At 58.9% G+C, this 16,231-nt stretch carries 13 protein-coding genes; 7 read left to right on the top strand and 6 right to left on the bottom strand.

What is annotated here, in order from left to right:
• Positions 1-15 precede the first annotated feature (15 nt).
• The 6 genes from GRI44_RS04285 to phoB all read left to right on the top strand — a co-directional run bounded on the left by GRI44_RS04285 (position 16) and on the right by phoB (position 5,926).
• Positions 16-1,059 carry a substrate-binding domain-containing protein gene (locus GRI44_RS04285; RefSeq protein ID WP_160600183.1) on the top strand — a complete coding sequence of 348 codons (1,044 nt, stop codon included), beginning with the start codon at positions 16-18 and terminating at the stop codon, positions 1,057-1,059.
• A 13-nt stretch (positions 1,060-1,072) separates the two neighbouring features.
• On the top strand, positions 1,073-2,458 hold the full coding sequence (gene pstC, locus GRI44_RS04280; RefSeq protein ID WP_160600182.1) for a phosphate ABC transporter permease subunit PstC: 1,386 nt from the start codon (positions 1,073-1,075) through the stop codon (positions 2,456-2,458).
• On the top strand, positions 2,451-3,701 hold the full coding sequence (pstA, locus tag GRI44_RS04275) for a phosphate ABC transporter permease PstA (RefSeq protein ID WP_160600181.1): 1,251 nt from the start codon (positions 2,451-2,453) through the stop codon (positions 3,699-3,701). The genes pstC and pstA overlap by 8 nt, the downstream gene beginning before the upstream one ends.
• Positions 3,702-3,739: 38 nt before the next feature.
• Positions 3,740-4,486 carry a phosphate ABC transporter ATP-binding protein PstB gene (gene pstB, locus GRI44_RS04270; protein WP_232843046.1) on the top strand — a complete coding sequence of 249 codons (747 nt, stop codon included), beginning with the start codon at positions 3,740-3,742 and terminating at the stop codon, positions 4,484-4,486.
• Positions 4,486-5,154, top strand: a complete 669-nt coding sequence (gene phoU / locus GRI44_RS04265) for a phosphate signaling complex protein PhoU (RefSeq protein WP_202386132.1) — start codon at positions 4,486-4,488, stop codon at positions 5,152-5,154. The genes pstB and phoU overlap by 1 nt, the downstream gene beginning before the upstream one ends.
• Before the next feature lie 82 nt (positions 5,155-5,236).
• Positions 5,237-5,926: a phosphate regulon transcriptional regulator PhoB gene (gene phoB / locus GRI44_RS04260; protein ID WP_160600178.1), complete on the top strand. Its 690-nt coding sequence runs from the start codon at positions 5,237-5,239 to the stop codon at positions 5,924-5,926.
• A 1-nt stretch (position 5,927) separates the two neighbouring features.
• On the opposite strand, the gene GRI44_RS04255 is transcribed toward phoB, so the two are convergent.
• Genes GRI44_RS04255 through GRI44_RS04240 form a run of 4 tightly spaced genes read right to left on the bottom strand, consistent with a single transcriptional unit; the run spans position 5,928 to position 12,843 of the window.
• Positions 5,928-6,662 (bottom strand): extensin-like domain-containing protein, encoded by a 735-nt coding sequence (locus tag GRI44_RS04255; protein WP_160600177.1) that lies wholly within the window; start codon positions 6,660-6,662, stop codon positions 5,928-5,930.
• A gap of 1 nt (position 6,663) precedes the next feature.
• Entirely contained in the window at positions 6,664-10,158 is a 3,495-nt protein-coding gene (locus GRI44_RS04250; protein ID WP_160601270.1) for an error-prone DNA polymerase, read from the bottom strand.
• 1 nt (position 10,159) lies between these two features.
• Positions 10,160-11,602, bottom strand: coding sequence for a UdgX family uracil-DNA binding protein (locus GRI44_RS04245; protein WP_160600176.1), 1,443 nt, complete (start codon positions 11,600-11,602; stop codon positions 10,160-10,162).
• A complete protein-coding gene (locus GRI44_RS04240; protein ID WP_160600175.1) occupies positions 11,599-12,843 on the bottom strand; it encodes a putative DNA modification/repair radical SAM protein in 1,245 nt (414 codons plus the stop codon). The genes GRI44_RS04245 and GRI44_RS04240 overlap by 4 nt, the downstream gene beginning before the upstream one ends.
• A gap of 150 nt (positions 12,844-12,993) precedes the next feature.
• Here GRI44_RS04240 and GRI44_RS04235 point away from each other — a divergent pair, with 150 nt between their 5' ends.
• Positions 12,994-13,821 carry an alpha/beta fold hydrolase gene (locus GRI44_RS04235; RefSeq protein WP_160600174.1) on the top strand — a complete coding sequence of 276 codons (828 nt, stop codon included), beginning with the start codon at positions 12,994-12,996 and terminating at the stop codon, positions 13,819-13,821.
• Between the two features lie 75 nt (positions 13,822-13,896).
• Here the strand turns inward: GRI44_RS04235 and GRI44_RS04230 are convergent, their stop codons facing one another.
• Positions 13,897-15,468 carry a DUF6504 family protein gene (locus tag GRI44_RS04230; RefSeq protein ID WP_160600173.1) on the bottom strand — a complete coding sequence of 524 codons (1,572 nt, stop codon included), beginning with the start codon at positions 15,466-15,468 and terminating at the stop codon, positions 13,897-13,899.
• Entirely contained in the window at positions 15,383-16,225 is an 843-nt protein-coding gene (locus GRI44_RS04225) for a hypothetical protein (RefSeq protein ID WP_160601268.1), read from the bottom strand. The genes GRI44_RS04230 and GRI44_RS04225 overlap by 86 nt, the downstream gene beginning before the upstream one ends.
• Between the last annotated feature and the right edge of the window lie 6 nt (positions 16,226-16,231).

Below are 16,231 nucleotides of genomic sequence, written 5' to 3'. Positions count from 1 at the left end.
CGACAGGATCGTATCATGAAGAACAAAGCTTTTCTTGCTCTGCCCGCTCTTGCAGCAACGGCAATGCTCGCTGCATGCGGCGGCAGCGGCGACACCACGCGCGAATCGATTCGCGCAGTTGGCTCATCCACAGTCTATCCATTTGCCAAGAAAGTGGCTGAAACTTTCACCCAGTCAAACCCCGGCATGAATTCGCCGATTATCGAATCAACCGGCACTGGCGGCGGCTTGAAGCTGTTTTGTGCAGGTGTTGGCGCCAACACGCCGGACATGGCCAATGCATCGCGGCGGATGAAGAAATCCGAATTCGACAGCTGCCAGACCAATGGTGTGAAGGACATCATCGAACTTCAGGTCGGCCTTGACGGTATCGCTTTTGCATCCTCGCAAGGCGGCATCACCATGAACCTGACGCCGCAGATGGTTTACGAAGCCCTGGCTGCCAAACCTTATGGCAAGGACCAGACCACGAAGCTGTGGTCTGATGTTGATCCCTCGCTGCCCAAGGAACCGATCCTTGTGTATGGCCCGCCATCAACATCCGGCACGCGCGATGCGCTGAAGGAACTGGTGCTGGAAGCTGGCTGCAAGACCAACGCCGAAATGAAGGCACTGAAAGACAGCGACGAAGATCGCTATGACCAGCTGTGCACCGAAGTGCGTTCGGATGGCGCCTATGTCGATCAGGGCGAGCAGGATAACCTCATCGTCCAGAAGATTGAAAGCAACAAGAAAGCTGTCGGTGTCTTTGGCTATTCCTACCTCGAAGAAAATGCTGACAAGGTGCAGGGCCTGCCCATGAACGGCGTTGACCCGACCTATGCCAACATCTCCACTTTCGCTTATCCCGGTGCGCGTCCGCTTTACGTATATGTGAAGAAAGCGCATCTCGATGCCATTCCGGGCCTGAAGGAATTCATGGCTGAATGGACCAAGAATTGGTCGAAAGACGGCCCACTGGCCAAAATCGGCCTCGTCGCATCGCCTGATGACGTGCTTGCTGCCAATCTGGCCGCCGCTACGGAATTCAAGACGATGACCGGCGCTGAACTGAAGTAAGGTATAAAAGCGTATGTCCCCAGCCATTCTGCTTGTCCTGGCCCTGGGCCTCGGCCTGGCCGGATGGCTGGCGGCACGTGCGCGTGCATGGACGTTCCGGCGTGACAGTGCGAACGGGCGGATTGCTGCCCTGCCCGTGTATCACGCATGGTATGTGGCGTTGTGGATCGTGGTGCCTGTGCTGCTGTTTGTCGGGCTGTGGTCAGTCATTGCGCCGCAGCTCATTTCCCAGTCGGTCCTGGCATCACCAGCAGCATCAGACCTGCCTGCGTTCGGTTTCCAGCGGGATGCCATCCTGAGCGAAGCCCGCTCTGTCGCCAGCGGCAGTGCAAAAGCCGTGTTCAACGAAGCTGCAAATGGCCTGGTCGAACCGTATCGGGCGGCTATCTCGCGCTATAATCTTATCGGTGTGCTGGCCACACTGATCATCGCATTTCTGGCTGGCGCGTGGGCGTTCTTGCGCATCAAGCCTGATTTTACGGCCCGCACCCGGGTCGAAAAAGCAGTGATGACAATATTGCTGCTCGCTTCGCTGGTGGCAATTCTGACCACGCTTGGCATCGTTGTCAGCCTGGTCTTCGAAACCATCCGTTTCTTTGGCATGGTCAGCCCGCTCGATTTTCTTTTCGGCACCCAATGGGGGCCAGATCCGATGAGCAATCCGAATAGTCCGGATGGCTCGCGCTATGGCGCCATCCCCCTGTTCTGGGGCACGATTTACATTGGCGCTGTCATTGCCATGATCGTGGCCATTCCGCTGGGTTTGATGAGCGCGATCTACCTCACCCAATATGCCAACCCCACCTTGCGCAAATGGATTAAGCCCGCCCTCGAAGTGCTCGCCGGTGTGCCCACAGTCGTCTATGGCTATTTCGCGGCGCTGACGGTCGCTCCCGCCATTCGCGATGCTGCCTTTGCTGTCGGCATTACAAACGCATCCAGCGAAAGTGCGCTTGCCGCAGGACTAGTCATGGGCGTGATGATTATTCCGTTTGTGTCTTCCATGGCGGACGATTCCATTGCCGCCGTGCCGCAAGCCATGCGTGATGGCAGCCTGGCCATGGGTGCAACCACGTCAGAAACCATTCGCAAGGTGCTGGTGCCGGCCGCCCTGCCCGGCATTGTTGCAGGGGTAATGCTGGCCGTCAGCCGGGCGATTGGCGAAACCATGATTGTGGTGATGGCCGCTGGCGCTGCGGCCAACCTCACCGGAAATCCGCTCGAGGCGATGACGACAGTCACGTTCCAGATCGTTGCCATGCTTACCGGCGAAGGCAGCTTTGATCATCCGGCCACACTCAGCGCCTTTGCGCTTGGGTTTGTGTTGTTCATGGTCACATTGGGGCTGAACTTCATCGCCCTGCGCGTAGTTAAAAGGTTCCGCGAAGCTTATGAGTGATCGCCTCGCCCCAACGCGAACAGCAGAGTTCGAAGCGCGTCTGAAGAAACGCTATGCCGCTGAACGGCGGTTCAAGATGGCGGGCCTCGGCGCGATCCTGTTTTCGGTCGGTGTGCTTGCATTCTTGCTGGTGACCATGGGTTTCAACGGCATCGGCGGCTTCCAGCGCGCCGAAATGAATGTGCCGATTGATTTTACGCAGGCTGGCCTGTCGGGTGATCCAGCGGTGCTGGCACAGCCGGATGCCGTGCAGACATTGGAAGCGCAGGGGCTTCCGTCCATTGTCGACTTCTATGCCGAGCAGAAACTGGGCGCCGAGGGCGCCGCCCATATCAGCGCCAGCGCATGGCGTCTCGTGGCTGACCGGATCATCGATGACCCGGCAATATTGCGCGGAACCGCGACCTTTTCCCTTCCTGCCAGCGCGAAACTGGCAGCGGGCCTGAACGGCGAAGGATCGCCCGAGATGCGGGCGCTGGCCACTTCGCTGGCGCAGCAGGGCAAGCTGGAAACCAAGCTCGATCTCGGTTTTCTGGAACGCGCCGATGCGACAGACCCGCAGCAGGTGGGTATCTGGGGCGCGCTGAAAGGCTCGATGCTGACCATGATCGTCACATTGCTGATGGCATTTCCCATTGGCGTAATGGCGGCGCTTTACCTCGAAGAATATGCCGCGAAAAACCGCTGGACGGATCTGATCGAAGTTTCGATCAATAATCTGGCGGCTGTTCCGTCCATTATCTTCGGCCTGCTCGGCCTTGCTGTGTTCCTGTGGATATTCCCCAACATGCGGTCCGCACCACTGATCGGCGGTATGACGCTGGCGCTGATGACCATGCCGGTGATTGTCATTTCCGGGCGCAACGCGATCAAGGCCGTGCCGCCGTCCATTCGCGATGGCGCGCTGGCGGTTGGAGCATCGCCAGTGCAGGTGGTGTTCCACCATGTGCTGCCGCTCGCCCTGCCCGGTATTCTTACAGGCACCATCATCGGCATGGCCCGCGCGCTGGGTGAAACCGCGCCGCTGCTGATGATCGGGATGCGCGCTTTCGTCGCCACCCCGCCGCAGGATTTCACTTCGCCCGCAACGGTTCTGCCGGTGCAGATTTTCCTTTGGTCCGATGAAATCGACCGCGGTTTTGTCGAACGGACATCCGCGGCAATTATCGTGCTTCTGGTGTTCCTCCTGCTGATGAATGGCCTGGCCATCTATCTGCGCAACCGTTTCGAGAAAAAGTGGTGACTGTAGTCCATCCGAATCTGGAAGATACCAACGCCAAGATGAGCGCGCGCGATGTCTCGGTGTTTTACGGCGACAAGAAAGCGATTGACGATGTCTCGATCGATATTCCGACCAAATATGTAACCGCCTTCATTGGCCCGTCAGGCTGCGGAAAGTCGACTTTTCTGCGCACCCTCAACCGGATGAATGATACGATTCCTTCGGCCCGCGTCGAAGGCGAGATTACGCTGGATGGTGAGGATATTTACCGGTCAAAGATGGACGTGGTGCAATTGCGTGCCCGCGTGGGCATGGTGTTCCAGAAACCCAATCCCTTCCCCAAATCCATTTACGACAATGTCGCCTATGGCCCGAAGATCCACGGCCTGGTCGGCAGCAAGAGCGAGATCGACGAAGTGGTCGAAAAGTCGCTTCGCCGTGCCGGCCTGTGGATGGAAGTGAAGGACCGCCTCGAAGACAGCGGAACCGCGCTTTCAGGCGGGCAGCAGCAGCGGCTGTGCATCGCCCGCGCCATTGCGGTGGACCCGGAAGTCATTTTGATGGACGAGCCATGTTCCGCGCTCGACCCGATTGCCACGGCCAAGATCGAGGAATTGATCGACGAGTTGAGCGGGCGTTATGCCATCGTAATCGTCACCCATTCCATGCAGCAGGCAGCGCGCGTTTCGCAGCGCACGGCATTTTTTCATCTTGGAAAAATGGTGGAATATGGACGGACTTCTGACATATTCACCAATCCGCTGGAAAAACGGACGCAGGATTACATTACAGGACGGTACGGGTGATGGTTGAACATACAGTCAAGGCATTTGACGAGGACATCACTCGCCTTCGCGGACTGATCGCGGAAATGGGCGGTCTGGCGGAATTGTCGATCCAGGAATCGCTGGAAGCGATGATCAAGGGCGACGAAACACTCGCCGAAGGCGTCATCAAGCGCGACAAAAAGATCGATGCTCTGGAGTCGGAAGTCGACAAGCTTTCGGTCCGTATCATTGCCCTGCGCGCACCCATGGCGGACGATCTGCGCGAAGTGATCGCAGCGATGAAGATTGCCGGGGTCGTGGAACGTATTGGGGATTACTCCAAGAATATCGCCAAACGCGTGGGCGAGATTGAAGGTCGCAAACATTTTGAACCCCTGACGCTGCTTCCCGCCATGGGCGATATTGCGGCTGAAATGGTCCATGATGTGCTGACCGCCTATGCCGCACGTGACCCGGTGCTGGCCCGCGAAGTTATCGCCACTGACGACAAGGTTGACGCTTTTTACAACAGCATTTTCCGTAATGTTGTCAGCTATATGGTGGAAAATCCTGCGACAATTTCGAGCGCGGCGCAGATTCTTTTCGTAGCCCGCAATCTCGAGCGGATCGGTGATCATGCCACCAATGTGGCCGAAATGGTGCATTTTGCCGCTACGGGCAATTATCCGCCTGATGAAGATGCCTGACCCGTCCGCGTCATAATCATGTCGTGAAGGCGTAACATTGCTAGTGTCAGGTAGGGTCAAGCAACGATAGCGAGACATTTTGATGCCTGCAGCCAAACTACTTCTGGTCGAAGACGATCCATCGCTGGCAGAACTGCTGGAATTCCGTTTCCAGAACGAAGGCTACGATGTCCGATCAACACCAGATGGCGATGAAGCCCTGATTCTGGCGGCAGAAGATGTGCCCGATCTGGTCATTCTGGACTGGATGATTGAAGGCACCAGTGGCATCGAAGTCTGCCGCAGGCTGCGCCGGGACAAGGCCACCGCTCACGTCCCGATCATCATGCTGACAGCCCGCGAAAACGAGGATGACCGCATTCGCGGCCTCGAAACGGGTGCTGACGATTATGTGACCAAACCGTTTTCCCCGCGCGAATTGCTGGCCCGGGTGGCCGCCGTGATGCGGCGCATCCGCCCTGTATTGGCAGGCGAAATGGTGGAAGTGGGGGATATCAGCCTCGACCCTGTGGCGCATAAGGTGGAACGGCGCAGCCGCATATTGCAATTGGGGCCGACCGAATACCGGTTGCTGAAATTTTTCATGGAAAGCCCAGGGCGGGTGTTTTCTCGCGGGCAATTGCTGGACGGCGTCTGGGGAACGGATAGCGATATCGAACTGCGCACGGTGGATGTGCACATCCGCCGGTTGCGAAAAGCGATTGAAATGGACGGCGCGCGTGACCCTATCCGCACTGTGCGCTCTGCCGGCTATTCCATGGAAGCGGTCTGAATCAGCGGCACGCTCCGCGATAGGCAGAAGACTGGTCCAGATGGAAATGGTCGCGGTGTGCCGCATTATAATCCGGCGATAGGACTGTCGAAAAATAGTTGCAGGCGCCGTCGCGGGCGATGGTCAGGAACCGGGCATCATCGTTTTCCGGCATCGCTTGCCAGTCTTGCACAATGCTGATCCTGCGCCCGTCTTCCAGCACAAAAGCGGCTATGTCGATAGCATTGGCAGTGGCATGCTGGCTCCATCTGCCATCTGGCCGATTGTTGATGCGGCGGCAGCTATAAGTGCCAAAATGCTCAACCCTGGCGACTTTTTTGCCAAAGGTTTCCACCGCTGCTGGCTGGACTGTTTTTTCCATCCATTCATACATGCCAGCTCCTGTGCGGCACGTGGCAGATGGGTCAGCAGGGCTTAACGGCAAGTCCGGCAGCACTGCCAGATCATCGCGCTGGCAATCGCCATCGCCCTGTTCTGACAGCGTGGCAAATGCCACATCGCTGCGTTCCAGAACTTCGCGGCAAAGCTGCGGGTCGGCGTGCATCCGCGCGCGTTTCACGGCGGTGGCCCACCCATCCGGATGGTTGAGATTGAAGGGCGCCCACGGGTCATGGTGAGGGTGCTGCGCCAGCCATGCCAGTGCGCCTGAAACGGCTGCCAGTGCCATCAGCGCGCCAATCATCATCCGGTCCAGTTGGAACGTGCCAATGCGGCGCGAAAGTCTGATAGATTTCATATCAATGGAAATCCCGCGAGCGCGGAATGATTCTGACATTGCGCGGATGGCCCTGATGGTATCCGCATTCGCGTTCCCCCGGCATGGCGTCAATATCCTCTCGCGGGGTGAATGTGGAAGGCTGCTGGTTGCCGCAATGATCGCCGCGGGCAACAGGGGCGTTCAGCATATCATCAGACAGGCGCTGCAATTCATGCGTTGCATCCGTCATATGGGCGGCGATGACATGGATCACCTCGTCATCATATTCCACCCTGCCGCGCACTTCCATCAGGCGTGAACCCATCACTACCTTGCGCTGCTTTTCCTTCAGATCGGGCCAGACCACCAAATTGATGACGCCCGTCTCATCCTCCAGCGTAATAAAGCATACCCCCTTGGCACTGCCGGGGCGCTGGCGGATCAGCACCACGCCTGCCACTTGCACCATGGAACGGAACTTGCGGCTCCGAAGATCGCACGCACGCACAAAGCCGCGTTCGCCAAGGCTGGCCCGCAGAAAAGCCATCGGATGCGCTTTCAGGCTCAGTCGCTGGGTCTGGTAATCTGCCACCACTTCTTCGGACAAGGGCATTTGCGGCAAATGGGTGCGTGCCGCTTCGGCCCCTTCATCGCGCGCCTGGGAATATTTGAACAGCGGCAGATCAGGCCCGCCCACCAGGCTGCGGGCATCCCACAGAGCCTGCCGGCGGGGCAAATTCATCGATCCAAAGCAATCAGCAGAGGCAAGCCGCTCGATATGGGCAGGCGAAAGCCGCGCCCGGTCACGCAAGGCAGCGACATCGGCGTAAGGGCCATTTTCCACCCGTTCTGCCACCAGCAAGGCGGCAATATGTTCCGGCAGACCGTCCACCTGCCGCAGCCCAAGCCGCAGGGCGACATGACGGTCCATCCGCCCGCTATCTTGTTCATATCCAGTCAGCACGCCCACTTCTTCCAATGTGCAGTCCCACCCGGAATGGTTCACATCCACTGGCAGCACTTCCACCCCATGTTCCACCGCATCACGCACAATCTGTGCCGGCGCATAAAAGCCCATGGGTTGAGAATTCAGCAGCGCGCAGCCAAAAGCTGCCGGAAAATGGCATTTCAGCCAGCTGGATACATAGACCAGATGGGCAAAGCTGGCCGCATGGCTTTCAGGAAAGCCATATTCGCCAAAGCCGCGGATCTGGTTGAAGCACCGCTGGGCGAATTCACGGTCATATCCGCGCCCCACCATGCGTTCCACCATCATGTCCTGCAATTCATCCACCATCCCGCGGCTGCGGAATGTGGCCATGGCCTTGCGCAGGCGGTTGGCTTCAAGCGAGGAGAAACGCGCGGCATCCAGCGCAATTTTCATCGCCTGTTCCTGAAAAATCGGCACGCCCAGTGTCCGTTCGAGGATGGAGGACAGCTCGTCTGGCGGTCCATGCGCTGGCCCCGGCGCGGGGATGACCACCTTTTCTTCCCCCCGCCTGCGTTTCAGATAGGGGTGGACCATATCGCCCTGAATTGGCCCGGGGCGCACAATGGCCACCTGAATGACCAGATCGTAAAATTCGCGCGGCCGCAGGCGCGGCAGCATATTCATCTGCGCGCGGCTTTCCACCTGAAACACGCCCAGCGAATCCCCCTTGCGCAGCATGGCGTATGTTTCCGGATCCTCACGCGGTACAGTGGCCAGTTCCAACCGCCTTTCATGATGGTTTTCAAGCAGATCGAGGCATTTCCTGATACAGGTCAGCATGCCCAGCGCCAGCACATCCACTTTCAATATGCCCAGCGCTTCAATATCGTCCTTGTCCCATTCGATGAAGGTGCGGTCGGGCATGGCACCATTGCCGATCGGCACGGTCTGGGTCAGGGCGCTTTCCGTCAGAATGAAACCGCCCACATGCTGGGACAAATGCCGAGGCATTCCAATCATTTGTTCGGTCAGTTTCAAAACCCGCCGCAAGTGGGGGTCGGCCAGGTCCATGCCTGTTTCCTCGACATGTTTTTCGCCAATCTCGCGCCCGTGGCCGCCCCACACCGTGCGGGAAATGGCGCTGGTTATATCTTCGCTCAGACCCATGGCTTTGCCCACTTCGCGGATGGCCATGCGCGGGCGATAATGGACCACCGTGGCGCATAATCCGGCGCGGTGGCGGCCATAGCGGCGGTAGATATACTGGATCACTTCCTCGCGCCGTTCATGTTCGAAATCGACATCGATATCGGGCGGCTCCTTGCGTTCTTCCGATATGAAGCGATCAAACAATAGCGCGTGTTTGGCCGGGTCGACATTGGTGATTTCCAGGCAATAACAGACTGCCGAATTCGCGGCACTGCCACGCCCCTGGCACAGGATGGGCGGGCTAACTTTCTTGCGCGCAAAATCCACGATATCCTTGATGGTGAGGAAATATCGCGCCAGATCCAGTTTGCCAATCAGCGCCAGTTCGCGCTTCAACGTATCGCGAACACTGTCTGGCAAGCCATTGGGATAACGCCATTTTGCGCCTTCCCATGTCTGTTCTTCAAGATGTTCCTGCGGGGTCTGACCATCGGGATAAATGTCTTCAGGATATTCGTAACGCAATTCATCAAGGCTGAAATTGCACCCATCTGCCACTTCGCGTGCAGATTTTATGGCATGGGGCCAGCGGGCAAACAGTTCCGCCATCTGCCGGGGTGATTTAAGATAGCGTTCCGCATTACCATGCAGCAGATGCCCTGCCCGGTCCACCGTGGTCCTGTGCTGTATGGCCACCATCACATCCTGCAACGGGCGCCGGTCAGGCGTGGCATAATGCACATCATTGGTGGCCAGCAGCGTCATGCCGCTGGCAGCGGCCATGGCATCGATCCGGTCAATCCGGGCAATATCATCGCCGCAATAAAGATAGCTGGCCGCAATATGCCGCAGGCCCGGCAGCCCTTGGGCCAGATGGGGCAGAATATCGGCGAATGGCGCGGTTACGGAACGGTCCAGCCGGTTGCCATCCATTCCCACGACATTGCCCGCCCAGCCCGGCACATGCACTTGCATATCCAGATCTGCTGGCGGCAACAGCACCAGTTGCACACCTTCTGCATGGTCTGCCAGCATCGCCAGCGAAATGTCGCATGCCCCCTTGGCCTGCCAATCGCCTTCCAGGGTCTGCATCCGCCCGGCTGAAATCAGCTTACACAGCTGCCCATAGGCAGCGCGGTCGCGGGGATAGGCCAGAAAGCTCAAGCCTTCGGAAGTTTCTATCCGGCAGCCGATTACGGGCCGCAATTTGAGCGTCTTTGCTTCTGTATGCACGCGAACAACGCCCGCCATGCTGTTGGCATCGGCAATTCCCAGGGCATCATACCCCAATGAGCGGGCGGCCATCACCAGGTCCACCGCATCCGATGCGCCGCGCAGAAAGCTGAAGCAGGTAACCATGCCCAGTTCCACAAAAGGCGCGCGCGCAGGCGCGTCGATCAGGTCGGGATCAAGGTCGATCCGGCGCTTGTCAGGGGTGAGAGCACCTTCCGGCACGTCAAGCCACAAGTTCCGTCAGACGGGCCGCCACAGCGGCAAGGTCGGCAGTAAACAACTTTTCCTGTTCCTCGCGCGCAGGGCCTTCCAGACGCAGCAGATAGGATGGATGGGCAGTGATCCACAATTCGCTGCCATCATCCAGCATTTTCGGGACACCGCGAGCGCGTGAAATGCTAACAGTACGGCCCAGAACGCCGCGTGCCGCGCTGGCCCCCAGTGCCAGCACCAGCCTTGGCTTTACCAGCGCGCGTTCGCTGTCCACCCACCAGCGGCAACTGTCGATTTCCTTGGCAGTGGGGGATTGATGCAGTCGCCTTTTGCCGCGCATCACATATTTGAAATGTTTGACTGTGTTGGTGACATAGGCGCCCTGCCGGTCAATTCCGGCTTGTGCCAGATGCATATCCAGCAATTGGCCGGCCGGCCCCACAAATGGTCTGCCCTGCACATCTTCCTGATCGCCTGGTTGTTCCCCCACGATCATCAGCGGTGCATCTAATAGCCCTTCACCCATAACAGGGTTTGTGCCCAATTCTGCAATCGGGCAGCGGCGGCAGGTCTGCAGCGCCTTTTCGATTGCCGCCAGCGTATCGGGCCGGGCTTCGTCCTTTATTTCGCCTGCGGCCACCATCGCGCTTTCGCGGGCCTGTGCGCCTGCCACCAGTTCAGGGATGAGCGATGCCTCGGGCATGTTCTTCCAGTATTTTTTGGGCATTTCCTTCAGCATGGCGCCAATTTTCAGGCGCGACGGATTGAAAGTGGAGGCATAATATTTGCGCCACAAATCTTCTGCCGGATCGCCCACCGGCGCATCACTACGCTGTGCTGGCGGGCCTTCTTCCATCACCTTGCCATCCCAGTGCAGGCTACCGCGCGGGGTGAGGATGGACCATTTCATATTGGCAAAGCGGCGCATGAAGAAACCGGCATTGGCGCGCAGGATGTGATGTTCCGGCTCAAACCAGGCTACATAATGTTCGCCCGCTTCTTCCTCGTCGGATTCTTCCACCAGGCGGAAACGGACGAAAGCGTGCATCTTGTGACTGTCACGCCGCACGATCCGCGCCAGTTCGTCAATCCGGCGCACATCGCCATCAGTCTTGTCTTCCATGATGCGCGGATTGGCCTGATGCCGCCATAACAAGCGGTAGAGCAAGGCAAACCGTTCTGCATCTGTGTGCAGAATGGCATTTTTGGCCAGGGTTACAAAAGCCCGGCTCGCGCGCACTTGCGGGGCTGTGACATCGGGCACCGGCATCCGCCGTTCGCCATGGGAAAACAAATTGCCTGATCCGCCCGGTTCCACCCATGCCACACGGTCCGGCGGCACATCAGATTGCACCAATGCGCGGGCGCGTTCGCGCCAGAAATCGAAATCATCGGGTTCCGGCAGGGTGACGACGTAATACGCGCCCAGCTTGACATGTTGCAGCGCTGTCATGCGGCAAACAGTTCCAGCTGTTCCTGCCTGGGCGCCAGCAGGCTGCGCAGGTCTGACCGGTCAGTCAGCATGGTGGGCCGCCAGTCAGCCGCCACCAGAAATGGCCGCACCTTGGCGATGGACACCGTCAGTTTCGCCACATCATCCAGCCGCAGCAGATGATGCCTGCGGGCTGCAATAATGCGGTTGACGGCCCGCACACCCAGCCCCGGCACCCGCAGCAGCATTTCGCGCGGGGCCCGGTTCACGTCGAGCGGAAAGTTTTCCCGGAAATTGAGCGCCCATGCCAGCTTGGGGTCAATATCCAGCGGCAGCATGCCGTCAGTACCGGTTGCCTGCATGACTTCGCGCGAGGAATAGCCATAGAACCGCATCAGCCAGTCTGACTGATACAGGCGATGTTCGCGGATGAGCGGCGGACGTTTGAGCGGCAGCACGGCGCTGGCATCAGGGATGGGGCTGAAGGCGGAATAATAGACCCGCCGCAGGCCGAACCCGTCATACAGGCGGCTGGCCTTGCCCACAATATCGGCATCGCTGGCAGTATCTGCCCCGACGATCATCTGGGTGGACTGTCCCGCCGGGGCAAAGCGCGGGGCATGTTTGAAGCGTTTGCGCGCATCCTTGTTTTCAATGATGGACGATTTCACTTCGCCCATGGCCCCTTCGATCTGGCGCGCGTTCTTGTCCGGCGCCAGACGGGTCAGCCCGGCATCGGTCGGCAATTCGACATTGATCGACACACGGTCTGCATACAGCCCCGCCTGATAGACCAATTCCGGGTCTGCTTCGGGAATTGTCTTGAGATGGATGTAACCGCGAAAATCATGTTCTTCCCGCAGGATACGGGCCGTTTCCACCATCTGTTCCATCGTGTGGTTGGAACTTTTGATGATGCCCGAAGACAGGAACAGCCCTTCGATATAATTGCGGCGATAGAAACTGAGCGTGAGGTCCACGACTTCCTGCGGCGTGAAACGCGCACGCCGCACGTCGGAGCTTTTGCGGTTGATACAATAGTGGCAATCAAAAATGCAGTGATTGGTCAGCAGCACTTTCAACAGCGAGATGCAGCGCCCGTCAGGCGCGTAGGCATGGCAGATTCCCATGCCTTCGGTCGAGCCGATGCCCTTGCCGCCGATGGAATTCTTTTTAGCCGTGCCAGATGATGCACATGAGGCGTCATATTTGGCGGCATCGGCCAGAATTTCGAGTTTTTCAATCGTGGTCAGCTGTCCCATCTGTTCTTTATATGTTCTTTACAGGGATTCGCCTAGCCCCTTATGCACAATCATGTGAATTCAGCATCATGGCCCATTTCAGGAACAGGCAGCGCTTTCGGGTTTTGGGTAAACAACAGCAGCGTGTGCTGCCAAACAGTAAGGAACATCATGCCCTATTTTGAAACCCGCGACGGAACCAGCATCAGATATAAGGAACTGGGTGAAGGCCGCCCTGTAATCCTGATCCACGGATGGCCGCTTTCGGCTGACAGCTGGGACCCTGTCATGATGGCTATGGCTGATAAGGGAATGCGCGCCATTGCCTATGACCGGCGCGGGTTTGGTCAGTCAGACCACGCGCCCACAGGCTATGATTACGACACATTCAGTGACGATCTGGCTGATCTGATCGCAGCGCTTGGCCTTGAAGAAAATATCGGCCTGGCCGGGTTTTCCATGGGTGGCGGCGAGATTGCCCGTTACATGAGCCGCCATTCAGGCAAAGGCATCACCGCCGCAGCACTGGTGAGTTCAGTCGTCCCTTATATGCTCAAGACAGACGATAATCCCGACGGTGTTCCGCAGGAAACCTTTGACGAAATGACCAAGGGCATGAAGACGGACTTCCGCGCTTTCTTCACCGGGTTTTTCAAGGATTTCTATGGTGTAGGCGGCCCCGGCACACAGGTGAGCGATGAAGAGCGCCACTGGGCATGGCAGACCACGATGAAAAGCGCGCAATGGGCGACGTTACAGTCGGCAGCGGCATTTGCGACAACCGATTTCCGGCCCGATGTGCCGCATATCACAGTCCCGACGCTGGTCATTCACGGCACGGAAGACAAGACTGTGCCTATTGATGCCACTGGCCGGGCAGTGGCCAGCCAGCTGGAAAACGCGACCTTGATCGAATATGAAAATGAACCCCACGCAGTATTTGCCACGGTAACAGACCGTCTGGCAGGGGATCTGGTGGACTTCTTCTCGAAGAACTGACGCCATTATAATGCAGCAAGGGGGCGCGTTTCTGTAAGGAGGCGCGCCCCTTGTGGTATGAGGGCGCCCTGCTTTTCAGGCACAAAGCCCTTGCAGATACCAGTCCGGCAGGCCGCCGCGCTGGTCACCGATAATGCCATGGCGATAAATCCAGTAGCGGCAGCCCTGGGCATCTTCGATCCGGTAATAATCCCGCAGACGCACGGTAGAGCGTTCGCGCCACCATTCAGGCGCGATCCGTTCCGGCCCTTCCACCCGCACCACCTCATGCAGCCTGCCGCGCCAGCGGAAGCTGCGCGGATAGCCATCAGGCGTTGCGTAAAGAACTGCTATCCTTTCTGCATTTTCCAGCATTTTCAATGGCCTGAGATGGAAAGCCAATTCCCCTTGTGAAACAGGCTCAGGCTCCATCGGAGCCTGCCAGCGCTGGGCGCGTTCGGGAATGTGGCTGGCATGGGGCACGGGCCGCTGGATGGCTGAGGCGCCAAGCCGCACAGTCAGCCGGTCGATGCAGGCAGATAGCGATGTGCCGTGGTTTTCTGCCGCCGCTTCTATATCCCCCTGCGACAAGGCCAGCGGCTCTGCCCAGCTGGCACGAAGGCGCACCGTTTCAATGCCGAAACCTGCGTCAACATCATCCAGCCTGGCTGCAAACAGGCGGCAGATATGCTCTGCCTCGCGGGTGGCCGCACTCAGTTCAAGCGAGCGGACCACCACTTCGCCATCCACACGCCACAGCCCCAGTTCCATGCGGCGGGCGCCCTGCCCGCTGCCTTCCAGCAGCCGCGCCATATCCGCCGCCAGATCGCGCACCACCTGATCCAGCAGGCTGCGGTGGCGGATGGGTTCGGCAAGGCGGCGCTGGACCAGTGGCATCTGCTGGGGGATTACCGGCAGCAGCGGTTCCGGCACCCGGCCCAGCAACTGGTCCATGCGCACCAGCGGGTTGGCAGCAGGTGAGCGGCGGTTGCGGAAACGGCGCATGATGGCATCGCGGCCAATGCCCGACATATCGCCCAGACGTTTGAGGCCAAGACGGCGCAGCACCGTCAGCACATCATCATCCAGCCTGAGAGCGGCAACCGGCAGGCCGGACAAGCGGGCCATGGCATCATCCTGCGCTGTCAGAATGGCTTCCTGCGGCCCATGATGCGCCAGCGCCCATGCCGCACCTGCGGTGGGGGCAGCGGCCACTTTTACTGACAGGCCGCGCTTTGCAAAAGCGGTGCGTGCATCGGCCAGCAGCCGTGCTTCTCCGCCGAACAGATGAGCCACCGCAGTAATGTCCACCAACAGGCCATCGGGCGGGTCCAATGCGCTCCACGGGCCCCATTGCTGTGCCCAGATGGCCAGCTTTTCCAGAAAATCGAGATCGCCTGCCGGATCTGACGGCACGACACATATCTGCGGGCACAAGGTGCGCGCATCGGCCAGCATCATGCCGCGCCGCGCCCCTGCAAGAAGGCCAGCTTCATTGGCCGTATCGATCCTGGGGCCATGCGCGGTTTCGGTAATCAGCGCGGTGGGCTGCGTATCTGCCCCTTCGCCCGGCGCAATGTTTTCAGAGAGCCGCCATCGATCGACCGACAGTCGCGCGAGCCAGATCGACAGAACCCGTCTGGCGGGGCTGGTCGAAGCTGACGTCATTTTCGTTTGCGGTATTATCATGGCTTGTATTGTCATCAGTTATGTCGGTCGGTGGGGCAGCCGGGCTGGATGCAGAAAGAGCAGCAGGGTCATCACGCAATATCCAGTGGCCGGGAACATGGCTGCGCGAACGGAACAATTCGCCGTGCCAGCACGGTATGCCGGGCGCCGCGCCATTCCACTGCGGCGCAGCAGATGGCGCAGACCGCACATCCCACCGCATCCGTGCAGAAGACAGGTCATGGGCTGCATCCACCCGCACCAGCCACAGCGGCACGCCATGTCTTTCAGCAGCCAGACTGAGCCGGCGCGATGCAGTGAAGTTCAGCCCCCTGGGGTTTCCTGCCAGTTCGCCAATAACAAAGGCGAGGTCGCGGCAGCGCAGGCCTTCTTCCAGTGCAAACAGCACATCTTCCGCCTTTTCCGCCACCACATGAATGATCCGGTGGCGCAGATGCTGCGGCAGGCCATGGCGATAGGGGCGCCCCGTCAGGCGGACAGATGCCCGGTCCTGAACCCACAGGACTGAACGCTGATCCATGATTTCATCCAGCGCGCCAAAATTTGGCGAACTGGCATCTGGCGAACTGGATTTTCCTGCTGCCGCTGCGTCCTGCGCCAATGCTATGGCCAGTGCTGCGCCGGCGGCTTCGTGGCCGGAAGCGAAAATTTCCGAATGGATTGCACCTGCAGCAACCCCGGGTTTCCAGCGCGCCGATGGCCGCAGACGCACCCCGCCCTTTAACCCGCCCCGCATCTCGGC

Source organism: Allopontixanthobacter confluentis (assembly GCF_009827615.1).
In the GTDB taxonomy this organism is placed as follows: domain Bacteria; phylum Pseudomonadota; class Alphaproteobacteria; order Sphingomonadales; family Sphingomonadaceae; genus Allopontixanthobacter; species Allopontixanthobacter confluentis.
Note: the sequence above shows the minus strand (reverse complement) of the source record. Positions and strands in the feature narration are given on the sequence as shown.